Source organism: Mucilaginibacter sp. SMC90 (assembly GCF_022811725.1).
In the GTDB taxonomy this organism is placed as follows: Bacteria; Bacteroidota; Bacteroidia; order Sphingobacteriales; family Sphingobacteriaceae; genus Mucilaginibacter.
The window spans coordinates 4,482,082-4,504,392 of the sequence record NZ_CP094527.1 but is presented as its reverse complement, the minus strand read 5'-3'; the positions used below and the strand labels follow the sequence as shown (position 1 = coordinate 4,504,392).

Sequence of the window (22,311 nt, the reverse complement as noted above, 5' to 3'; positions counted from 1 at the left end):
CATTTGAAAGCCTCCCTTGTTGGTATAGTTTTGAAATAACAATTATATACCATTGCCTGCTTCAGGCAATTCGATTAAATTTTAAATAGCCAACAGGCTGTTAACCTTTTTACTATGATAAACATTATGCCTGCTTACAAAAACGTTTTACCTGCGAAATTGCATTGGGTAAAAGTATGTTTCGGGTTGATGACTTTTCCTAAAGAGGATAAGTCAAATAGTCCGTGATGCATCACATTAGCCATTCTCCTGCAATGTCATTTTAATTATTTCGTCAGGAGATAGCTCATTGTTTTTTATTGAAATCACTTGTTTTTAAAAGCCATCATAATGTGGCCCGGCTTTTCTATGCCTTTATTTTAACCAATATAGTACAAAAATCAAATTGAAAATTATGAAAAAAAAATGTTTACTTTTTAAACCATGGAGATGCATCGCCCTTATAGTTTTAGGGCTGTTTTGTATCCCGCAGCTCTCCCGGGCGCAGATAGCTGTAACCGGGTCAGTAAAAGATTCAGTAAATTCCGAATCGATAGTTGGTGTTTCGGTATCATTAAAAGGTACTACGATTGGAACCCAAACAGATGTTAACGGAAAATTTAAGATCAACGCACCGGTTGGGGGCGTGTTGGTGTTCAGGTATATCGGTTACAAAGAGCAATCGGTTACCGTTCAAAATGCCGGGGCAATTGATATTCGCCTGGCGTCGCTGTCGCAAAACCTTAAAGAGGTAGTTGTAGTAAGTTACGGAACGCAAAACAGGCGTGAAGTTACAGGTGCCATTAGCTCGATAAAAGCCAGCGAGGTAAAAGACATGCCGGTTGCCAATATAGGGCAAAAATTGCAGGGCAAGCTCGCCGGTGTTCAAATCAATCAAAATTCTGGTACACCAGGTTCCGAAATGACTTTCAGGATCCGCGGAGCGGCCTCAATTAATGCCGGTAATAATCCGCTTATTGTTATTGACGGTTTTCCATCTGTAAGCGGCCTGCAAAGCTTGAGCCCTGATGAAATTGAATCAATCTCTGTATTAAAGGACGCTTCGTCTGCTTCGCTTTACGGTTCGCGCGCTGCTAATGGTGTTATCCTGGTTACCACAAAGCAGGCAAAAAATGGCCAAAAGAGCTTGGATTTCAGTTCTTACACAGGTGTACAGTCGGTACCTGACCGTGGCAAGCCCGACTTGATGAACGCCCAGGAATTTGCACAATATAAAAAAGAATGGTATGAAGATGCCGCAAAATATGAAGGCTATACCGGCGGTGTGCCGCAAGTGTATCAAAACCCAAGTCAATATGCGGGGCAAACGGGTACCAACTGGTTTGATATTTTGCTGCGCAATGCTGTAACGCAAAATTATAACCTGGCTTATAGTTCAGGCACTAAGGATATCAAAACCACTGTTAATTTAAACTACAACAAACAGCAGGGTGTGGTATTGAATTCACAGGATGAAAGGTTTACTGCCAGGACCAATAATATTTACACCGCATCAGACAGGCTAACGCTTGGTGTTAACCTTGAGCTTAGCTATGGTAACAACCAGGTTGTTCCTGGTTTGGATAACGGGCGTAATATTATAGAGAATGCCTACTTGATGGACCCTACGCTGAATTATAAAAATGCGGATGGCTCTTACCCGGTATCATTTTCACAGCCAGGTATGTTCCCTAACCCCAATTATTATCTCGTTGTTACACAACAGGTGAATAAAACCAAGGCCGCAAGGGTACTTGCAAATGGCTTTGCCGAATTTAAGATCATTGATGGGCTTAAGTTCAAAACAACTATAAACGTAAATACCGATAACAGCATTAACCGTCAATTTACGCCATCTACGGCTCAGGGCGGATTAGGAAGCGCGCCGCCTCAGCCTGCTACAGGCAGCTATAACACCAGCAGTTTTGTTACCTGGCTGAGTGAAAATACATTAAACTATCAAAAAACGTTGGGAGGTAAGCATAACTTTGATGTGCTTGCCGGTTATACGGCGCAAAAATATTCATATGAGAACAGCAATATCAACGGTACTCAATTTCCGGATGATAATGTACAATGGATAAGTGCTGCCACTACTAAATTAGGCGATGTAGGTGCTACACAATGGTCTCTTATACGTTATATAGGCCGTTTTAAATATAACTACGATTCAAAGTATCTTGTTGAATTTGCCTTAAGCCGCGATGGTTCGTCTAAATTCGGTCCAAACAATAAGTACGGAAACTTCCCATCGGTATCTGCAGGCTGGGTTGCTTCTGACGAGGCGTTTGTGAAAAATATTAAGCCTATCAGTTTCCTTAAAATAAGGGCAAACTGGGGTAAGGTAGGTAACAATAACATTGGCGATTACAGCTACCTTGCTTCGGTTAATACCAGCAACTATGTGTTCAGCAACCAGGTAGTTCCGGGTAAAGCATTAAGTGGCATCGGTAACAACAGCCTTACATGGGAAACCACAACAGGTTATGATTTGGGTTTAGACCTTGAATTGTTTAACAGCCGCATATCGTTTACTTACGATTATTATTGGAAAAAAACAGATGGTTTACTGTATGGTATTGACATTCCTGTTCAATCCGGTTATTCAAGTATCACATCAAACGTTGGCCGGTTTGATTTTTGGGGCCATGAGTTTACCATTGGTTCAAAAAACCTCACCGGTGCATTTAAATGGAATACCAATTTCAACATTTCTTTTGATCGTAACCTCGTAAAAAGCTTAGGTACTAACAATGCGCCAATTGGCGGCTACAGCGAGTACTGGGATGATAACAGAACGGCAGTAGGGCACCCAATAGGCTTATTTTATGGCTACATCAACACCGGTGTTTACATGACCCAACAGGAATTTGATACCCAGCCGCATGATGCAACTGCTATGGTAGGTACCGCCCGTTTTAAAGATGTTAGTGGCCCCAACGGTACTCCCGATGGTAAAATTGACAGCTACGACAGGACTTTTATCGGTAACCCCAACCCAACCTTTGTTTATGGTATAACCAATAGCTTCTCGTACAAAAACTTTGATCTGAGCGTTGTGCTGGCCGGTTCGGTAGGGAATGATATTGCTGATGATGCATTCCAGTCTACCGAAAATCTGGATGGCGTATTTAACGTGCGAAAAGGTGTGGCCAATCGCTGGAGATCAGAACAAGATCCCGGTGATGGTATTTACCCAAGAACCAGGGCAGGAACCACGGCTGATTTCAGGAATTTTACAAGCAGACAGGTGTTTAAAGCCGATTATATAGCTGCAAAAAATATAACCTTAGGCTATACAGTACCGGTTAAAAACAATAAGTATTTTAAAAGCTTCCGGATAACGCTGAGTGCGCAAAACGCATTTATTTTCACCAAGTACCCGGGCATGAACCCCGAAGCAGGTTTAGCTGGGTTGAACGGTCTGAACCAGGGCCGCGATTTTACGGGCTATCCAATTCCGCGAACCATATCTGCAGGCTTAAACGCAAGTTTTTAGTATCGAATATTTTAGCAAATACACAAAATGAAAAAATTAGCAATCATTATATTAGGGGCATTAAGCATTGTATCCTGTAAAAAGGAGATGCTTAACCTTGTTCCGCAAACAAGCCTGAGCTCAGCATCTTTCTATAAAGACGCGGCACAGTATAACCAGGCGCTAACTGGCGCTTATACCAATCTTCGTACAGTAGCTTTTATAGGTATTTACATGGATGAAATGCGGTCAGACAATACGTTCTTCACCATTTACTCGGCCGATAGAGGGACATCAACCAGCGCCGAGGCAATGGCCGAGTTTATCGATAATAACATTTCGAGCCAGGAGCCTAATAATCCAGGTAACAGGTACGGTAATGATTATTCTGGTATCTCTAAAGTAAACACCATCATATCAAGGCTCGAAAAATCAACGCTGGCCCAGGCCGACAAAGATCAGATTTCTGGCGAGGCCTTGTTTTTAAGGGCATTTTACTATTATGACCTTGTTCAGCACTACGGCGGCGTACCATTACAATTGACGGAGGTTACTGACGTGGCCGGTGCGTTTTTGCCGCGCAGTTCGGCAGATGAGGTTTACAGCCAGATCATCACCGATTTAAATGCTGCTATTCCGGTGTTGCCTGTTGCCAAAACGTTTCCGCAAACAGGCAGGGCAACCCAGGGCGCTGCGAAAATGCTGCTTGCTTATTGCTATATGTCAAAGCCAACAAAAGAGTATGCCAAAGCTGAAGCAGCATTACTTGATATAACTAAAATGAACTATGGCTTGCTGAGCGATTATGCCTCGGTATATGATCTTACTAATAAAAACAGTAAGGAATCTATTTTTGAGGTACAATACAAAATGGGTAATGATGGCCAGCAGAGTGATTTTATCTGGCGTTTTATACCCAGAACAACAAACTCTGAATTTATACTTGGTTTAAGGGGTACCAACGCCCGTGGTGGTTTGGCCAGTGGCGGCTGGAACGTGCCTACACAGGAAATGGTTGACTCGTACGAAAAAGGTGATCTCAGGTTACCAGCCTCTATCGCGGTAGCCGAAGGTAATATTAACAATGAAGTAATGACCATAACAGGGGTTAAAAGCCCCGTTGATTATAAGCCAACCGCAGGCGTGGGATACAACTACTTTATTAAAAAATATTTGCATCCGCCATACCAGGTTGAATACAACACAGACGATAACTGGCCTGTATTTCGCTATTCCGGAGCGTTGCTGTTACTTGCCGAATGCCTCGTAGCCGAAGGTAAAGCTGCCGAAGCGCTGCCTTACATTAACCAGGTAAGGCAACGTGCAGGGCTTGCCAATTTAACAACTGCTACAAAACAAAATGTAGCTAATGAAATGAGGCATGAACTCGCTTTTGAAAATCACCGTTGGACAGATCTTGTACGTAACGGTATGGCTATTGACGTTCTTAACGCAAAAGGTGTAACCATGAAAGCTTTGTATGGCTGGCTGCTTCCAAGTACTTTTAATGTAACCCAGGACAGGCTGATCTATGCAATTCCGTTCCGCGAGTTGCAAATAAACAGCAAGCTTACTCAAAACCCAGGTTATTAATATTTTTTATTTTAATCAATTAAGGCCGGCTAAAACGCCGGCCTTAATTTTTTTATCTGTTTGGATATGAATATAAGAACAAAACGTTATGCCCTGATAACTGTTGCGGCCGCTTTAACGGTTATGCACAGCACCTTAAAGGCTCAGGATAACCAATATTTAGACGGACGGCCTGCCGCAAAATTCAGGCTACAGGGCTGTACAGACCAGGGTGTAGTATTAAGGCACGGCGATGGTGCAGATAGCTGCGACACGTATGGTGCAAGGGAGGCTATCGTAAATAAGGTAGGGGACACTTATTATCTTTTTTATGATGGAGCTGGTAAAACCGGTTGGCTGGCATGCCTGGCAGATAGCAAGGATTTAAAAAACTGGACAAAAAAAGGTGCTGCTTTAACCCTGGGCGACAATACAAAAGCCGATTCAAAAAGTGCTTCATCGCCATGGGTTATTAAAGATAGGGGGGAATGGCACATGTTTTATCTGGGCACTCCAAATACCACACCCGCTCCCGACAGAATACCTGCATTTCCATATCTTACTATGAAAGCCAAATCAAAATCGATAGAAGGCCCCTGGGAAAAGCAGTATGGTGTTGTTCCCTTTCCCGAAAAAAAAGGTAGTTATTATACTGTAACGTCAAGCCCCGGTTATATTGTAAAATATAAAGGCTATTATCTGCAATTCTTCAGTGCATCTACACAAGATAGCAAAGGTGGAACCAAAAGAACGTTGGGCCTGGCAAAAACTAAAAATTTGAATGCTTCATGGGCTGTATCTGATACGCCGCTATTTCCGATAACGGAACAGGTTGAAAACTCATCATTGTTTTTTGATACGGTAACTAAAACCTGGTATTTATTTACCAACCATATTGGCATTGATGCTAAAGGCACCGAGTATACTGATGCTATTTGGGTTTACTGGTCAAAAGATCTGGAGAAGTGGGATAACAAAAATAAGGCAGTTGTTATCGATAACAAAAACTGCAGCTGGGCAAAAGGTGCAATAGGAATGCCTACAGTTATAAAGACAGGTAAAAAACTGGCCTTACTTTACGATGCAGCCGGCGGAAACAGCATAAGCCATATGAGAAGAGACATTGCACTGGCCTGGATAGATTTGCCATTAAAGATACAATAATATATTTTGAGGATTGGGGGATAGGTAACTGTTGTTTAGGTAAATACTTAGTTCAGCACAATCACTGCTGTTAAAACGGCTACATATCCCGAATTACTGTCTTATTTAAATCCTGCACAAATGAACGTTCTTGTTTTTAATTAGTCTAAATAGTGTATCTTTGGCGCATTAATTTACGCCGTGCCCAAAGAAGAGAATTTACTTGCGCCTGTCTCCTTTTTAATTAATGAAGCTTCGTTTAAGGAGCTTTATTTGGCGTATTGGCAAAAAATGTATGCGGTTTGCTTTAACAACACCAAAGATCGTGAGCTGTCAAAGGAGATGGTTCAGGATATCTTCAAATCATTATGGGAAGGCCGCGATCGGATACGCATACAACAATCTATTGAATACTACCTTATTCGCGCCGCTAAACTTAAAGTGTGCGAATATATTCGTAACAGTGTAACTGCGCAGCGGCACCTGGAAATTATTAAAACCGAATATTGCGATGCTGATCATTGTACCGAAAATGAAATAGCTTATCACGAGCTGGATGAACATGTAAATATATTGGTAGATACACTTTCATGCCAGTGCCGTAAGGTATACCAGCTAAGCCAGCAACAGGGCTTATCAAATAAGGAGGTTGCATCGGCATTGCTGATTTCAGAAAAGGCGGTGGAATATCATTTGCACAAAGCCAAATCGTTGCTTAAAAGCAAGCTCTTTGTGTTCCGGAGCTAAAAATAAAAAAAGTTAAAATTTGTTTAGGGATTCATCCGGGGTTCCGCTACTTCATTAATAGGAGGGATAAACACCTTGCTATACTATATGGAGATAGACGCCGAACTGCTGAAAAAATATTACCAGGGCCTTTGTACGCCTGAAGAGCAGGCCGCTGTAGAAGCCTGGCAGGTTAGCGCAGAGGATATTCCGGGGCAGCTTGACGATGCGGAGCGTGCTTCGTTGGAAACCGAAATATGGCAGCATTTGCAGCAATCGCTTCATTTTGAGCAGGAAGATACTCCACCTTTAATCAAAACAAAGTCTCTCCGCGTAAATTGGAAGCGGGTATACGGCACCGCAGCCGCTATCGGCCTATTAGTGTCAATTGCAGGTGTCTTGCTATTAAAAAAACAGCCTGCTGTAAATAACAACAAGACCATAGCTTATCAAATCATCAGTACACATAGATCAGAAAAAACGCTGGTGCAACTGGAAGATGGCACGAGGGTGATGCTTAACAGCGAGAGCACCCTGCGTTATCCGGCACATTTTACCGATACATCCCGGTTAGTTTACCTAACCGGCGAGGCTTATTTCCAGGTGGCAAAAGATCATAAGCGGCCTTTCTCCATCCTTACCGCTAAAACAAAGACCCAGGTTTTGGGAACCGTTTTCGATTTAAAAGCCTATCCCGGAGAGGTTACATCGCTTGCTGTAGAGGAGGGCCGGGTGCGCTTCGGTGCTGTAAATTCTCCCCGCTTTCATCAGCTATTTACCCGCGGACAATATGGAGATTTCAGCCCAAATGGCCAGTTGATAAAAACGATACCTCAAACCAAAGTCGTGGCTCCCTGGAAAGATGGCCATCTGATATTCAAAGACGAACCCCTGGCCCTGATCATCCCTGTTTTGCAGCGCTGGTATAATGTAAATATAAAGGTGGGGGATAAGGCCTTGCTTAAACAAAAATTTACAGGGGATTTTAACAATCCTTCTATCTCCTTTTTACTTGACAGGATGAGCTTCGTTTTCAAATTTCATTACACTATTCAACAACAAACCGTTCAAATTTTACCCAATAAATAGCTATGTGCAATCACTAAACAAATCAATATAATAAAAAGCCCGGTGATAGGGTCGCCAAACTTTCACACCGGGCAGTTAATTCATTCCATTACAAAGAACAAATAAACTCTATCTCAAAGGTATGAAACACTCCTTTATCAGGCATAGCTTGCCTTATTTTAATTCGTCTGTTATTTCAAAATTTCTTATCGGGCTGCTGTTTTTTATATTGCCCGGTCTTTCCTTCGCCCAACAAGCATCCTTACTCGATAAAAAGATCGATCTGCGGGTGAATAATGCCAGTATTGACGAGGCACTAACTACGCTTGGCAAATCTGCTGGTTGTACTTTTTCGTACAGCAACACCCAGCTGAATGTAAGTAAGCCACTTAATGCCGATTTTAAACAATTAACTGTAAAAGAGATACTGCACAGGCTGCTTGGCAATGATATCCGGTTGCAGGTAAGCGGCAACCAGGTGTTTATCCAGTCGGGCGCTGCAAGGGGAACCGTAAAAGGTACCGTGAAAACGAGCGACGGTCAGCCGGCCGAATATGTAACCGTGACTGTAAAGGGCATCTCTGCCGCAGCGGTAGACAAAAACGGGCACTTCGTACTCAGAAATATTCCCGCCGGTTCACAAACTGTTACTGCCAGTTTTATTGGCCTGATACCGCAAACAGCACAGGTAGAAGTTAAAAATGATGGCGAAACCTCATTGAACTTCAATTTGCAGGAAGACAGGCAGACACTGCAGGAAGTTGTAATAAAAAGCAATAAATCAAAACGCGGCTATACGGTACCACTTTCGGCTATTGGCAGTAAATTTCCGGTTGCCTTAAAAGATATTCCTAACTCAGTATCGGTGATTACCCGCCAACTGATGGACGATGCCAATATGAATACCCTTACTGATGCTTTGAATCAGACTACCGGTATTACGGCTACCCCGTACGGCGACGGAACATCCTATTTTCAGTCGAGAGGTTATTCGTCAGATATCCAATATGATGGTTTACCAACCAATAACGGTGTTCAATACCTGCCGCAGTTTGATCTGAATATGTATGATCGTGTTGAAGTATTGCGCGGCCCCAGTGGTTTGCTGCAGGGATCAAGCAGCGCTGCGGGGGTAATTAACCTGGTGCGTAAGCGCCCGTTGGATAGTTTAGGTATTGCCGGTTCGGTATCAGCGGGTTCCTGGAACAATTTCAGGGCAAATCTGGATTTTTCCACACCTTTTGATAAAGCAGGAAAATTAAAAGGCCGCTTTGTTTTGTCGGGCGATGACCGCGATTATTTTATTGATAAAACGCACTCAAAACATGGCCTTGGGTATGCCATATTGGAGTATCAGCCAGATAGCAAAACAAGTTTCACAATATCAGGTACCCTTCAAGGAGAAAAAATGGCCCCGTTTGATTATGGTGCTGGCGTGTACACCAACGGACAATTCCTGAATGCGCCGCGTAATACCTTTTTTGGTACAGACTGGAGCACCAGTAATACAACTACAAAAGAATTGTATGCAGAAGCCAAACGCCAATTGGGCGGCGATTGGCAGGCGAAAATCACTTTTGATTATCGTAACGTTAAAACAGACGGCAATTATGGCTACGTAGATTACCTCGTTAACCTGGACAATACTGCGGATTATGCCGCACAAGGGCAGCATTTTACAGTGCGATGGGCTGGTATTGACGCTAATGTTACCGGCAGCTATAACTTATTTGGCCGTAAACAGCAATTGGTGGCCGGCATTAATTATGCTGCCCGCGAACAGTTGAACGAAAGTTCATATAAGGGCTATAGCGGAGTTAATGTTTACGATATTAATGTACCGTTTGAGCAATTAACATTTGATTATGGTGCTAAAAACAACAGCAAACAATATGGTATATACGCGCAAACCCGCGTCAAGGTACTTGAACCCCTTACCGTAGTGCTTGGTGGCCGTGTTGGCAATTACGAAAACAAGAACCAAACTGTAATTCCAACAACAGGCGACTGGCAGGCTGATCCAAAAGTAAAAGGACAGTTTACACCTTACGCTGGTTTGGTTTATGCCGTTACGCAGCAGGTATCATTACATACCAGCTATTCTAACGTTTTTGCGGCCCAGGCACAAGCCACACAAAGCGGTGCATCGCTGACTCCCGAAAAAGGCAACCAGTTTGAAGGCGGCGTAAAAGGTGCTTTCTTTAACGGGCAGTTAAACGCTTCAATCGCAGGTTTCCTTATTCACGATGAAAACAGGGCTATACAAGACCCCGCAGCGCCTACTTTTTATGTAGCAAACGGAAAGGTACGCAGCCGTGGTATTGAAGCCGAGGTTTCGGGCACCATTGCCCGTGGGCTTAATGTGGTTACTGGTTACACTTACCTCGAAACAAAATATATAACCGACCCAACCAATCAAGGTGATATATTTAATGCAGAAATACCTAAGAATACTTTCAAACTTTGGGCTACCTACACCCTGCAGGAAGGCTTGTTGAAAAACCTGAGATTTGGTTTAGGCGGCAGGGCGGTAAGCAGTGCCAACCGCGGTGCTCAGGAACAGAAGGGATATGCCCTGGTAAATGCGCAGGCTGGTTATACTTTCGCCCGTCAGTGGTCGGCAAGCGTCACCGTTAACAATTTGTTTGATAAGGTTTATTATGCCAGGATCCCGTCAAGCTACTACGGCTTGTATGGCGATCCGCGAAATGCGATGCTTACAATCAGGAAAAGCTTTTAAAGCTAAACTATAAAAATGCACCGGCTTTTGCCGGTGCATTTTGTATTTAAAGCTATCATAACCGCTTCTATGGTCAAAAAGCTATTTTGGGTTTACTACTCCTGAGTCTTTGGGGATATCCGGCTGATTTTATTTATTACGGCAGTGTTAATATCTTCTTATTCAAAGTCGCAGTTGAGATCAACAGAACTAAAAAAAGATGTGGTAAGCCTAAATGTGTTTTTTGATAAGTCATCACTTTTAACCAATAACTCCGAACCGCTGTACAAATTGGAAAACAGTACATATTCTCCTGTAGTGTTTTTTGCGATAAGGCTGATCACATAATTGCCTTTAACTAACGCAGCTTTGTCAAGTATAACTTTTGATGAGACATTAATCGTCTTAGGGTCATTAGTTACTTTAGATACGTCTTTTTGAAGTGGGCTGCTGTAAATAACCGGAGCATTAGGCACAAAGCCGTTTAAAAACACATCGTTTCCCTGCAGTTTTTGTATCTTAACATAAATATCGGCCGAATTTGTTAATGGCCACCCTGCATCTGCATACTGATTGTCAGTATTATTCCAGAAAACGTTATTGATAACAATGCTTTTTAATACCAGGTTGAGTATGGTCACTTTTTTTGAAGCTGTTACTTTTTGTCCGTCTTTTGAGGTAGCTGTGAGAGTAACTGTGTACACGCCTGCTTTTGGATAGGATAATACAGGTTTGTTCTCCGTTGATTTACGGCCATCGCCCAGGTCCCAGCTTATACTGGCGGCATTTTTTACTGAGTTGTTAAGGGTTACGGTGTCGTTGGCCACAAGCCGGTAACCATCTGAAGTTTGGCTGCCGAATGTAAAATCTGCAGATGGTGAAATTGAAGTTTTTTCTTTTTTGCAAGCCGCGATCATGGCGATCAGGAAAAGTAAGGTTAAGGTTTTTTTCATGGTAAAGGTTATAATTAAAAAGCTAACTGTCTCGGATACTTTGACTATATTTATACGTTAGGTTTAGTTATAAAATTACATGTATTAACAATGTTACAAGTGTTAGGCGATGGTCAAAACCAAAATTGTGCCTGTGAGGCAGCGTTATGTTAACCTGCTTTTATACTAAATTGATCAGGGCCTTCGTCGGGCCAATTTGGTTTTTGTTAATGCTGTACCTGGCCATGCGGTTACTTTGGTTGATACCAGGCTGATAGCTGAATTGGGACCGTTATTTTTGTTGAAACTTTTGATAAGTTTTCCTGTATTAATAATAACTTATCGCCAGGTAATTATTGTTGTGCTTATTGCCCGGTCAAGTTGGACATATGTTTGTTAAATAGCAAGAAACGGTTAATTGCCTTATTAATGTTTAGTTCATTTTTTAACAGGTTGCCATGTCACAAATTAATGAAGAAAAGTATTCCTGCCACAATCCCCGTTTGCTGGTTACAGGCCTGTTAGTTGCATTTGGAGGATTAATGATTTGCGGAGTAATTGCCTTGTCGGTATTACTGATAATCGGCTTTTAAAGCAAATCACAGCAATAGCCGTTGAAGCCCGCTGGGATGTAATAAACACACAGTTTGCTCCTTTTGGGTATTGTCACAATAAGCCCCTAAAATGGCATTAACGCCCCCTGAACCTGCAATCAGAAAGCATTTAACTTTGAGATAGATTATAACAGGCTGCCATTTGTGAAATAATGAATGCTCACGAATTTCAATCATAATACCAAATTTATTTACCTATGTTACCAATGAAACCACACATCTGGTTTGACCAGTACAAAGCCCGGGAAGCTGCAGAGTTTTATACCAGCTTGCTGCCCGATTCGTCGATAAGTTATGATAATCATTTCCCGATGTCGGGAGGCGAATGCAAAGTAGTAGAATTTACGCTGGCCGGCCAGCCTTTCTTTGGCATCAGCGCAGGCCATAGCATGAAGATCAGCCCGTCCATTTCATTTATGATTAATTTTGATCCCTCGCGCAACCCTGATGCTGCCGCCCGCATTGACGAGGTTTGGAGCAAGCTATCCGAAAATGGAGAAGTAATGATGCCGCTTGACCGTTATCCGTTCAGCGAACGTTATGGCTGGGTGAGCGATAAATACGGTGTGTCATGGCAGCTTATACTCACCAACCCGGCTGGCGAAGAAAGGCCGGTGATTGTTCCGTCACTGTTATATACCGGCCAGGTTGCGGGCAAAGCAAATGAAGCCATTGATTTTTATTGTTCGGCATTTAAAGATAGTAAACGCGGTACTACTGCACCACGCCCGGAAGATATGGGACCTGACAAAGCCGGTACCCTGATGTTTGCAGATTTTTATATTGATCAAACCTGGCTGGCCGCTATGGATAGCGCGCATGCTCACAATTTTGGTTTTAACGAGGCGGTATCACTGTTGATCCCCTGCGAAACACAGGAAGAAATTGATCACTACTGGTCGGCACTTTCTGCCGATGGCGAGCCGGGACAATGCGGTTGGCTTAAAGATAAATATGGCGTTTCATGGCAGGTAGCATCAACAGTGATGTTTGATGCATTGAAAAACGGTAGCCCTGAGCAAATTGCGCGAATTACCGAAGCCTTTATGACCATGACAAAAGTTGATGTTGCAACCTTGCAGCGGGCTTATGATGGCCATTGAGCAGCGCCTTGGTTTAAAGGCGTAAGTTTGTCTAATAGGTTGTCCCGGTTAAACCGGCCTGTTGGCCGCCATTAAATAGAGGAGTTAAAATAGCCTAAGTTCAACAAATCTATAAAGATGAGCTTGTTGAACTTAGGCTGCTTATTATTAATGACTATTGGGGCGGTTTTTATCGCTGCCTTTATTTTCCCTGCCGTCGTTTTTCTGTGACGGGGCCCGATGCTGGTCGTCTTTTTTGTTTTCGGGTTTATTGTTAGCACGTTGTTTTGTGCTTTGTTGTCTTTGCGGCTGGTTACGGCCTTCATTGTTCCGTGCCTGAGTATATTTAGTATCATGGCTATCCCTGATCACTGGCTGTTTAGCAGTATAGGTTTTGTATTTGCTATACTTAGTGATATGCGATTGGTGCTGCAGGTATGGTTTAGGGGTGTTCATCACCACTTTATAGGCGCCATATAAATCAAATCCCGAATAGCGTGACGGTAGTGACACGCTCCAGATCCATTTGCTGTTAACCAGGTAAACATACTGGGCTGAGGGAACGTAATAATAAGCATCTATGGCCGGGATGTAATAATAATCTACGTGGTCGTAGCCGGTAGGTCCCCATGCTGGTTGCGAGCCGATATTAACATTGATACTGATCTGTGCGCTTGCTGGGCGGCTGGTGGCTAAAATTGCCAGGAAAATTGCGGATGTTAAGATGATTTTTTTCATGTTTTACTTAGTAGTGTACCTGATAGCAGAATGCAAAACATGCCAAAGCAAATGTTTATCAGGCATAACCACAAATGGAGTAGACGAGGAGTGATTATGTGTCGACGACCGGGCAAATACCGGGCAATAAGTAAGTATAATTGGTAGTAACGAGATGCAAGGACGGCTTCAACGTAACGCTTTTATTGATAATGAACCTATAATATATTATCTTTCAAAATGCAGCACCAGGAATTTGAAGCTCCCGCAGAGTTACGGGACATTATAAAATGCTTTTGGTATAACATCAGGAATGCAGATGAGCTACAATCAAGTTTTGTGGTACAGCCCGATGGTTATGCTGAAATTATTTTCCATTTCGGGAGCGCCATCAATATTTTACACAATGGAGTTTTGCAGCCTTTGCCGTCGCCTTTTATGATGGGGCTGCTTAATAAGCCGGTTGTTTTTTATTCGCAGGGCTGTTTGGAGATCATCGGCATAAGATGCTTTCCCTGGACTGTATTTGATTTGCTTGGGCTGCAGTCTGGCAAAGCAGAAGTGCACACATTTGAACATCCGATTGCCCGGCTTCAGTCAGTTTTGAATAAATATATTAGTAATGGCAAGATAGATGAAGTACTGGCCGAGGTAAAACAGTATTTTCTTAATGCAAGATCGGGTATTGCGGTTAATAGCATGTTATTTAAAGCCGGAACCGCTATGCGGGAAGCAAATGGGGCCATTCAGGTAAGCGAGGTGGCAGCAGCGGCTCATGCCACGGTTCGCACGCTGGAAAGAAATTTCAAGCAGTCTTCCGGGTATACAGTCAAAGATGTGTCGGGCCTGATGCGCTTTGAACAGGTAAGAAACAGGTTATGGCATTACCCTGATACAAGTCTCGCCGGCTTAGCACATGAACTTGGCTACACAGATCAATCGCACCTGAGCAGGGAATTTAAACGATACAGCGGTACCACGCCGGCTGCATTTGCACGAAAAGCTAAAAAAGGTAAGCAGGCGTTGAATAACGATTTTGTCGCATTTGTACAAGCCTGATGTACGGGCATTGCAGAATTTTGTGTTTCAAAATAATTTATATGAAACCAACATTCAAAAACAATAAATCTGCATTAAATCATCCTTTTTACGATGTGATTATTTCCGGGGCAGGGCCAGTCGGTCTGTTTCTTGCTACAGAACTGGCCCGGGCCAAATGCAAGGTCCTGATATTGGAAAAGGCAGAAGATCCGCATTCTATCTTAAAACAGATGCCTTTCGGAGTACGCGGATTATCGGCACCAAGCATCGAAGCACTTGATCGCCGTGGCTTATTAAGTGAACTCGAAATCCATAAACGTATAAAAAACCCTCATCAAAATGCTAAGCAAGGGCCGCAGCGCCAGGTTGGGCATTTCGCTGGCATTCCATTTCTGGAAGGTAATGTTGATACTTCACAGTGGAAATATCGATTGCCTGGTTCAGCCGATACCAGTTTGATTTCTGAAATGGGCGAGCTTGAAACAATTCTGACCCGCCGCGCCGAATCACTGGGTGTTGAGATCAGGCGCGGGTTGGCAATTACCGGTTTTCATCAAACAGACAATGAAGTGACTGTTGAGGCTGGCGATCTTTTTTTTCAGTGTAAATGGCTTGTTGGTTGCGATGGTAGCCGCAGTGTGGTGCGTAAGGCTGGCGGTTTTGAATTTGCCGGTACCGAACCTGAATTTACCGGTTACTCTGCCAAGGTTGAGATAGCAGACCCAGAGAAGCTTGAGCCCGGCCGCAATGTGACACCACGGGGCATGTATCTGCAATCGCAGCCAGGTTACCTTGCAATACAGGATTTTGACGGTGGGGCATTCCATAGTTTGGGAAAGCCGGTTACACTTGAACATGTGCAGGAGGTACTGCGCAGAATCTCGGATACCGACGTTACAATCAATGCCCTGCATATCGCAACTACCTGGACAGACAGGGCCCGGCAAGCCACAACCTATCGCAAGGGGCGGGTGCTTTTAGCTGGCGATGCCGCGCATATTCATGCCCCGCTGGGCGGGCAGGGACTTAATCTTGGGCTGGGTGATGCCATGAACCTGGGTTGGAAACTTGCGGCAACCATCCAAAACAACGCTCCGCATGGATTGCTGGAAAGCTATTATGCCGAACGACATCCAATTGGCGAGCAGGTTTTGAATTGGTCGCGGGCGCAGGCTTTGATCATGAAACCAGATCCGCATTCCCAGGCACTTTATGCCATCGTACATGACCTTTTAAATACACGTGATGGAGCCACTTATATTGCTGGTAGGGTATGGGGTGTTAATACTCATTACAACATCGGCGGCGGCCATCCTTTAACAGGCCGCAGCGTTCCGGATTTTGAGTTCGAAGACGGCACGAGGATGAACGAATTAATGCGCGATGGCTGTGGGATATTGCTTGACTTTGGCACGAATGCAGCCGTTGAAACTTTGACAGCACAATATCGTGATCAACTGAAATATGTTTCGGGCAAAGCAAACGAACAATTTGGTTTAAACACTTTACTGATACGCCCTGATGGTATTGTCGCATGGGCTTCTGACACTGATACTGATTTTGACGAACTTCAAAAGGCTGCCGCCCGCTGGTTTATCAGTAATTAGTTTAAGCAGGCAATAAAGGACGGAACTTTTATTGGTTATTATTAAATCCTGTGCTTCTGATTTAATGTTTAAGCCAGGTTACCAGTTGCGTTCGTGCCCCAAAACTCTTGATATATCAAATTTTTAGTGCGGAAATCACGAAATATCAAAAGCTTTGAAAATTTTGTTATTGCAAATATTTGACTGTTAATTTCTTAACAAATGGCATGTGTTTGGTGTTATCACTATAAAACACAACATCACTAACCCTAAATAAATAAACATGTCAAAAAAAGTAGCCGAGCAGCTTGTAGAAATGCTGATACAGTCGGGCATAAAACGCATTTACGCCATTACCGGCGATAGTTTGAATGAACTTAATGATGCGGTGCGCAGAACCCCCGAATTAAAATGGATCCATGTGCGTAACGAAGAAGCCGGTGCTTTTGCGGCCTCTGCCGATGCACAATTAAGCGGACTTGCTTGCTGTGCTGGCAGCAGTGGCCCGGGGCACGTGCACCTGGTGAACGGTCTTTACGATGCTCATCGTTCCGGCGCACCGGTTTTAGCAATAGCATCTACTTGCGCTACAAAGGAGTTTGGCAGTAACTATTTCCAGGAAACCAATGTTATTAAGCTTTTTGACGACTGTAGTTACTATAACCAGGTTGCAGCTAATAGCAAACAAGTGCCCCGGATGACGCAGGCAGCAATACAAACCGCTATTCAGCGCAAGGGAGTTGGTGTGTTAGGTTTGCCGGGTGATGTGGCAGGGGAGGATGCTATTGAAATCGATTCGTCGGTAAATAACTTTTTTTGCAAGGCTAATATTACCCCGGTATGGGAAGAATTGGTGAAGCTGGCCGATTTGATCAATCGTTACCCTAAGGTTTGCATTTTTGGGGGCATTGGTTGTGCCGATGCCCACGATGAGGTAGTTGAGCTGGCAGCATTGATCAAAGCTCCGGTCGGTTATTCGTTTAGGGGTAAAATGTTTTTGGAGCATGATAACCCTTATGAGGTTGGCATGACCGGCTTGCTCGGTTTGCCTGCCGCTTATCATAGCATGCACGAAAGTGACCTGGTTATTCTTCTGGGTACTGATTTTCCTTATACCCCTTTTTATCCGCAGGATAAAAAAATAGTACAGATTGATATCAAGCCTGAAAATCTTGGTCGGCGGGCGAAACTGAAAATGGGGCTTTATGGCGATATTAAATCTACCTTAAAAGCTTTGATCCCTTTACTAAAGGAAAAAACCGACAGGAGCTTTTTAGACGCACAACTGCATGTACATGCCAAAGTTAAAGAGCAGCAGCAAGCTTATATAAAAGATTATGGCAAGCATGATGCTATCCATCCAGAGGCTTTAGCTGCTATCGTAAATGAAAATGCGTCGGATGATGCTATTTTTACCTGTGATACCGGGATGTGTAATGTTTGGAGTGCCCGGCACATTAGTGCCAATGGCCGGCGTTCCATGATTGGCTCATTTGTTCACGGGTCCATGGCCAATGCTATGCCGCATGCTATAGGCGCTGCGTTGGCTTGCCCCGAAAGGCAGGTAGTGGCTATGTGCGGCGATGGCGGAATCTCTATGTTGCTGGGCGATCTGGCAACCATCAAGCAATATAACCTGCCAATAAAGATCATTGTATTTAACAACAGGGCCCTTGGCATGGTAAAGCTGGAAATGGAAGTAATGGGGTTGCCCGATTTTGAAGTTGATATGCACAATCCCGATTTTACCATGGTTGCCGAATCAATGGGGATAAAGGGGATCACCATTAATGATCCGCAGGACCTTGAACAGGGCATCGCTGAAGCCTTTGCACATGCTGGCCCCGTTTTGGTGAATGTTTACACCGATGGAACCGCCCTCGCCATGCCGCCGCATATCGAACTTAAAATGGTTAAAGGTATGGCCGTTTCCATGACTAAAATGATGCTTGGTGGTAAGTTTGATGAGGTTTTGGCGACTGTGAAAGGCAACTATAAGCATCTGCCGGAGATATTCGATTGAGTTATTCCATGAATACTTTGCAAATTCAACACAATTGAATCGAATTACACGAATTTATTTCCCAATCAAATTCGTGTAATTCGAATTAATTAGAAGAATTAGTGTGGAGCTTTACAATTTCAAATGTGCCACAAGGTTATTATCCCTGATCTGTATAAAATTAATATGTTCGTCCTGCGGATCGTAATCAATACTTAATACAAGATTATCTATTTTGTAATGGTCAATCAGGAAAGGTTTATCCAATACCGGCGAATCGCCATGTTTAGTTTGCGTAGGTTCACCTGCTTTTTTAAAAACTTCATTACGGGTATCAGTAAATGCAATCTCAAAGGGCAGCACATATTGCATACCCGGGTTAGGATAAATATTCATATGGGAGAATATCGGCTGACCTGGCTCTAAAACTATGAGTTCATCTTCATCAATAACCGCATCATCGTTGCTGAAGCCCAAATCAACATGCAATAATTCAGATCGCATATAATCGCTTTTCAAAATATCGTAGGGACTGAGATCGGTAAATGTATCTGCTAAAAAAGCCTGGAAATTATCATCATATATATAGGAGCCGAATTGGTTTGTAAAATGAAGGTAGTTGAACATGGTGAAGTGATTAACGGATCAATAAAACTACAATAAATCAAAATAAAGCTAAACTATGTTTTTTACTTTAGCCGCATGATCACAAGGTTTGCGGGGATATATTTAAGAGAAGAAGTGCCAGATATTTTATTTATCACTCCTTATTATTCATCGCTTGATTTTGAAAAGAAACTACAATTTAATGTCAGGGATATCTCGTACGCCGATAAAAAGATTTCCAGAACTATTGTAATTGATGAAAATAGTAAGGTGTTAATTACCGTCGATCAGGGGAGCTCCCGCGGTTTAAATACATTCTCGGAAATCTTTATTAAAAATGAAAATGAAATCACTTTATTTTGCAGTTTTAGTGCATTTGAAGAAATAAACGACTTACGTAAAACGGAATGTTATAAGCTGGTTGAATATATTGCAAGCCGGTTGAATGTTAAATATGGGATTGAATGGGAATACAAAATTTCGGTAGATACTCCGGAAAAAGAAAAACAGTTTAACAAGAGTGTTTTTATTATAATTCTTACGTTGATAGTGACTTTTGTTTTTATTTACTACAGGCTAAAGTATGACATGGCTCACCCGAGGATAAATTCAGGTCGCTGATAGCATGATGTAATTTATTTTTTTGCTGTAAATCAGGCTTCCCCTAAATTTCCATACTTTTAAACCCGCAATGGAAGCAAAAAATAACAAGAAAACCATTTGGGCCTGGTGCATGTTCGACTGGGCCAATCAATCATATAATATGGTAATTACTTCAACCATATTTCCTGCTTATTTTGTTTACGTAACTACTAACAATCCGCAAAAGACAGATATCGTCAGCTTTTTCGGCCATAAGTATGTTAATACAGTATTGTCCAATTATATACTTGGTTTATCATACCTGATTGTAGCGGTGCTGCTGCCCATACTTACTTCCATTGCCGATTACCGGGGAAACAAGCGCCTTTATCTGCAATTATTTACATGGCTTGGAAGTTTGGCTTGTGCCGGCCTGTATTTTTTCAGGCAGGAGAGCCCGCTCGAAATACCGATGATCTGTTTTGGTTTGGCCTCTATAGGGTATTGCGGAGGGTTTGTGTTTTACAATTCGTACCTGCCCCAGATAGCAACCGTTGATCAGCAGGACGCCGTAAGCGCCAAAGGATTTATTTACGGCTATGTAGGCAGTATTGTAGTTCAGTTAATTTGCTTTTTAGTGGTATTAAAACCCGAATACTTTGGCATTAAGGAAGTTAATTACCTGCCTGCGCGGATCTCTTTCCTGATCGTGTTTTTTTGGTGGATAGGGTTTAGCTTTATTGCTTTCCGCATTTTACCCAAAGGTACGCCAAATGCGGGCTCTCATAATTATAATGTGTTAACGGGTGGTTTTAAGGAACTGGCAAAGGTATTTGGTAAAATCAAAAAGATGCCCTTGTTAAAACGTTTTCTTTCAGCTTTCTTTTTCTATTCGGTAGGGGTGCAAACCATTATGCTGGTAGCCGCCAACTTTGCTGCGAAGGAGCTTCACATGCCTGACGATGATCTGATCACCATTATCCTGATAATACAGGTTGTTGCTGTATTAGGCGCAGTAATAGCATCCAAGGCATCAGCAAAATATGGTAACACTAAAGCGCTGGTTGGCCTGGTGGCCGTTTGGACAATGGTTTGTTGCAGCGTGTATTTTGTAACCAATGAATGGCAATTTGCAATAGCTGCCGTTGTTGTTGGCGTTGTAATGGGAGGGGTGCAATCGTTATCCCGTTCAACTTACTCCAAGTACCTGCCCGAAAATATTCCCGATACTGCATCGTACTTTAGCTTTTATGATGTTACAGAAAAATTATCCATCGTAGTTGGTTTATTCTGTTTTGGCTTTGTTGAATCTATGACCCATGAAATGCGTGATTCGGCCCTGGCGTTAGATTGTTTTTTTGCTGTAGGCCTGATTTTGCTGATAGTTTTATTGGTTGCAGAAAATAAAGTTGTGAAACAGACTGCTACTGTTTCGGTATAAACAATTTCACGGCATACTTGTAATATCAATAATAAAAGCATAAGCCATGATCCACACAGTAAACCACAATGTAACCGGCGACAACGGCACTCAACGAAATATTATTATTGAGCCGGTACTTCATCAATCAACAGATCATCAGTTAAATGCTACCGGTTTGTACAAGCTTTACAAGGGTGGCAATGATGGTGAAGCTGTTCTTTTTGAGATCCAGGAAATAGCTCCTGAAATTGGCGAAAGCAAGCCATTACTTGATGATAAGAAAAATCCCGACTATTTAGGACAGATCAGGTTTGAGGGCGAAATTACTTCGAAATGGCACTATTCGGAAGGCTCACTTTCACATTATGAGCAGCAACAGGTAGTTGAATTTATCCAAAACACGAATAGTTAATTTTTTATTTTTCCTGCTGACATAGGGCTGTCATTAGCCGGTGGTTACTTTGTATTGTAATCAAAAACAAAACTGCAATACAATGGAAACCAACACAATTCAACAGCCAACAGCAACTACAGCAGCGTCTGTTTATACACCCGATCAATTTTTACAAAGCTGGCTTGGTCAGCGCCGTGTAACACGCAGGCTCATTGAGGCTTTCCCGCAGGAAGCACTTTTTAACTATTCGATAGGCGGGATGCGTCCATTTTCTGAAATGGTGAAAGAGATCATCAGCATGAGCAGCCCGGGCGTTAAAGGACTTGTAAGTAACGATTGGACGCCAATAGCAGGACTTGACCATCATACCGGGAAAATTGAGGCGCACTCCAAAAATGATCTTTTAAGGTTATGGGACGATGCTACTGAAGCCATCACCACCTATTGGGCACAGATTCCGGCCAAACGTTTTCAGGAAACAGTGCTGGCCTTTGGGCAATACGAAGGCGTTGCCAATAGCATTATCCAATATATTATCGATAATGAAATTCATCACCGTGGCCAGGCTTATGTTTATCTCCGTTCTTTAGGAATTGAACCGCCAGCATTTTATGACAGAAGTTAAATCTACTATAAAAGCAACCAAA

18 protein-coding genes are annotated in these 22,311 nt (G+C 42.9%); 15 read left to right on the top strand and 3 right to left on the bottom strand.

Annotated elements, in window-relative coordinates; genetic code table 11:
* Nucleotides 1-394: 394 nt before the first annotated feature.
* The 6 genes from MTO98_RS19100 (at nucleotide 395) to MTO98_RS19075 (ending at nucleotide 10,706) form a co-directional block, all read left to right on the top strand.
* Nucleotides 395-3,478, top strand: coding sequence for a TonB-dependent receptor (locus tag MTO98_RS19100; protein ID WP_243480482.1), 3,084 nt, complete (start codon nucleotides 395-397; stop codon nucleotides 3,476-3,478).
* Between the two features lie 27 nt (nucleotides 3,479-3,505).
* Complete coding sequence (locus MTO98_RS19095) at nucleotides 3,506-5,050, top strand: RagB/SusD family nutrient uptake outer membrane protein (protein WP_243480481.1); 1,545 nt, start codon at nucleotides 3,506-3,508, stop codon at nucleotides 5,048-5,050.
* Nucleotides 5,051-5,116: 66 nt separating this feature from the next.
* A complete protein-coding gene (locus tag MTO98_RS19090; RefSeq protein WP_243480480.1) occupies nucleotides 5,117-6,193 on the top strand; it encodes a hypothetical protein in 1,077 nt (358 codons plus the stop codon).
* Between the two features lie 180 nt (nucleotides 6,194-6,373).
* Entirely contained in the window at nucleotides 6,374-6,919 is a 546-nt protein-coding gene (locus tag MTO98_RS19085; protein ID WP_243480479.1) for a sigma-70 family RNA polymerase sigma factor, read from the top strand.
* An 87-nt stretch (nucleotides 6,920-7,006) separates the two neighbouring features.
* Nucleotides 7,007-7,987 (top strand): FecR family protein, encoded by a 981-nt coding sequence (locus tag MTO98_RS19080; RefSeq protein ID WP_243480478.1) that lies wholly within the window; start codon nucleotides 7,007-7,009, stop codon nucleotides 7,985-7,987.
* A gap of 121 nt (nucleotides 7,988-8,108) precedes the next feature.
* Nucleotides 8,109-10,706 carry a TonB-dependent siderophore receptor gene (locus MTO98_RS19075; protein WP_243480477.1) on the top strand — a complete coding sequence of 866 codons (2,598 nt, stop codon included), beginning with the start codon at nucleotides 8,109-8,111 and terminating at the stop codon, nucleotides 10,704-10,706.
* Between the two features lie 158 nt (nucleotides 10,707-10,864).
* Here MTO98_RS19075 and MTO98_RS19070 read toward each other — a convergent pair whose 3' ends face one another.
* On the bottom strand, nucleotides 10,865-11,638 hold the full coding sequence (locus MTO98_RS19070; protein ID WP_243480476.1) for a PKD domain-containing protein: 774 nt from the start codon (nucleotides 11,636-11,638) through the stop codon (nucleotides 10,865-10,867).
* A gap of 437 nt (nucleotides 11,639-12,075) precedes the next feature.
* Here MTO98_RS19070 and MTO98_RS34305 point away from each other — a divergent pair, with 437 nt between their 5' ends.
* Nucleotides 12,076-12,210, top strand: a complete 135-nt coding sequence (locus tag MTO98_RS34305; protein WP_256464301.1) for a hypothetical protein — start codon at nucleotides 12,076-12,078, stop codon at nucleotides 12,208-12,210.
* A gap of 227 nt (nucleotides 12,211-12,437) precedes the next feature.
* Nucleotides 12,438-13,334: a VOC family protein gene (locus tag MTO98_RS19065; RefSeq protein ID WP_243480475.1), complete on the top strand. Its 897-nt coding sequence runs from the start codon at nucleotides 12,438-12,440 to the stop codon at nucleotides 13,332-13,334.
* A 147-nt stretch (nucleotides 13,335-13,481) separates the two neighbouring features.
* Here MTO98_RS19065 and MTO98_RS19060 read toward each other — a convergent pair whose 3' ends face one another.
* On the bottom strand, nucleotides 13,482-14,051 hold the full coding sequence (locus tag MTO98_RS19060; protein ID WP_243480474.1) for a hypothetical protein: 570 nt from the start codon (nucleotides 14,049-14,051) through the stop codon (nucleotides 13,482-13,484).
* A gap of 219 nt (nucleotides 14,052-14,270) precedes the next feature.
* Here MTO98_RS19060 and MTO98_RS19055 point away from each other — a divergent pair, with 219 nt between their 5' ends.
* The 3 genes from MTO98_RS19055 to MTO98_RS19045 all read left to right on the top strand — a co-directional run bounded on the left by MTO98_RS19055 (nucleotide 14,271) and on the right by MTO98_RS19045 (nucleotide 18,680).
* On the top strand, nucleotides 14,271-15,089 hold the full coding sequence (locus MTO98_RS19055) for a helix-turn-helix domain-containing protein (RefSeq protein WP_243480473.1): 819 nt from the start codon (nucleotides 14,271-14,273) through the stop codon (nucleotides 15,087-15,089).
* 41 nt (nucleotides 15,090-15,130) lie between these two features.
* Nucleotides 15,131-16,678, top strand: a complete 1,548-nt coding sequence (locus MTO98_RS19050; RefSeq protein WP_243480472.1) for an FAD-dependent monooxygenase — start codon at nucleotides 15,131-15,133, stop codon at nucleotides 16,676-16,678.
* Between the two features lie 262 nt (nucleotides 16,679-16,940).
* Nucleotides 16,941-18,680 (top strand): thiamine pyrophosphate-dependent enzyme, encoded by a 1,740-nt coding sequence (locus tag MTO98_RS19045; protein WP_243480471.1) that lies wholly within the window; start codon nucleotides 16,941-16,943, stop codon nucleotides 18,678-18,680.
* A gap of 111 nt (nucleotides 18,681-18,791) precedes the next feature.
* Here MTO98_RS19045 and MTO98_RS19040 read toward each other — a convergent pair whose 3' ends face one another.
* Nucleotides 18,792-19,286: a hypothetical protein gene (locus MTO98_RS19040; protein WP_243480470.1), complete on the bottom strand. Its 495-nt coding sequence runs from the start codon at nucleotides 19,284-19,286 to the stop codon at nucleotides 18,792-18,794.
* Between the two features lie 75 nt (nucleotides 19,287-19,361).
* Here MTO98_RS19040 and MTO98_RS19035 point away from each other — a divergent pair, with 75 nt between their 5' ends.
* The 4 genes from MTO98_RS19035 (at nucleotide 19,362) to MTO98_RS19020 (ending at nucleotide 22,289) form a co-directional block, all read left to right on the top strand.
* Nucleotides 19,362-19,886, top strand: a complete 525-nt coding sequence (locus tag MTO98_RS19035; RefSeq protein WP_243480469.1) for a hypothetical protein — start codon at nucleotides 19,362-19,364, stop codon at nucleotides 19,884-19,886.
* A gap of 70 nt (nucleotides 19,887-19,956) precedes the next feature.
* A complete protein-coding gene (locus tag MTO98_RS19030; protein WP_243480468.1) occupies nucleotides 19,957-21,288 on the top strand; it encodes an MFS transporter in 1,332 nt (443 codons plus the stop codon).
* Between the two features lie 46 nt (nucleotides 21,289-21,334).
* Entirely contained in the window at nucleotides 21,335-21,682 is a 348-nt protein-coding gene (locus MTO98_RS19025; protein WP_243480467.1) for a hypothetical protein, read from the top strand.
* An 82-nt stretch (nucleotides 21,683-21,764) separates the two neighbouring features.
* Nucleotides 21,765-22,289, top strand: a complete 525-nt coding sequence (locus MTO98_RS19020; RefSeq protein ID WP_243480466.1) for a DinB family protein — start codon at nucleotides 21,765-21,767, stop codon at nucleotides 22,287-22,289.
* Nucleotides 22,290-22,311 lie beyond the last annotated feature (22 nt).

Bases quoted from the DNA above. Each gene is read 5' to 3' on its own strand.
- MTO98_RS19095 (WP_243480481.1), top strand. From the start codon at position 3,506: ATGAAAAAATTAGCAATCATTATATTAGGGGCATTAAGCATTGTATCC.
- MTO98_RS19070 (WP_243480476.1), bottom strand. From the start codon at position 11,638: ATGAAAAAAACCTTAACCTTACTTTTCCTGATCGCCATGATCGCGGCT.
- MTO98_RS19080 (WP_243480478.1), top strand. From the start codon at position 7,007: ATGGAGATAGACGCCGAACTGCTGAAAAAATATTACCAGGGCCTTTGT.
- MTO98_RS19100 (WP_243480482.1), top strand. From the start codon at position 395: ATGAAAAAAAAATGTTTACTTTTTAAACCATGGAGATGCATCGCCCTT.
- MTO98_RS19075 (WP_243480477.1), top strand. From the start codon at position 8,109: ATGAAACACTCCTTTATCAGGCATAGCTTGCCTTATTTTAATTCGTCT.
- MTO98_RS19040 (WP_243480470.1), bottom strand. From the start codon at position 19,286: ATGTTCAACTACCTTCATTTTACAAACCAATTCGGCTCCTATATATAT.
- MTO98_RS19050 (WP_243480472.1), top strand. From the start codon at position 15,131: ATGAAACCAACATTCAAAAACAATAAATCTGCATTAAATCATCCTTTT.
- MTO98_RS19030 (WP_243480468.1), top strand. From the start codon at position 19,957: ATGGAAGCAAAAAATAACAAGAAAACCATTTGGGCCTGGTGCATGTTC.
- MTO98_RS19045 (WP_243480471.1), top strand. From the start codon at position 16,941: ATGTCAAAAAAAGTAGCCGAGCAGCTTGTAGAAATGCTGATACAGTCG.
- MTO98_RS19035 (WP_243480469.1), top strand. From the start codon at position 19,362: ATGATCACAAGGTTTGCGGGGATATATTTAAGAGAAGAAGTGCCAGAT.
- MTO98_RS19060 (WP_243480474.1), bottom strand. From the start codon at position 14,051: ATGAAAAAAATCATCTTAACATCCGCAATTTTCCTGGCAATTTTAGCC.
- MTO98_RS19020 (WP_243480466.1), top strand. From the start codon at position 21,765: ATGGAAACCAACACAATTCAACAGCCAACAGCAACTACAGCAGCGTCT.
- MTO98_RS34305 (WP_256464301.1), top strand. From the start codon at position 12,076: ATGTCACAAATTAATGAAGAAAAGTATTCCTGCCACAATCCCCGTTTG.
- MTO98_RS19065 (WP_243480475.1), top strand. From the start codon at position 12,438: ATGAAACCACACATCTGGTTTGACCAGTACAAAGCCCGGGAAGCTGCA.
- MTO98_RS19090 (WP_243480480.1), top strand. From the start codon at position 5,117: ATGAATATAAGAACAAAACGTTATGCCCTGATAACTGTTGCGGCCGCT.
- MTO98_RS19055 (WP_243480473.1), top strand. From the start codon at position 14,271: ATGCAGCACCAGGAATTTGAAGCTCCCGCAGAGTTACGGGACATTATA.
- MTO98_RS19025 (WP_243480467.1), top strand. From the start codon at position 21,335: ATGATCCACACAGTAAACCACAATGTAACCGGCGACAACGGCACTCAA.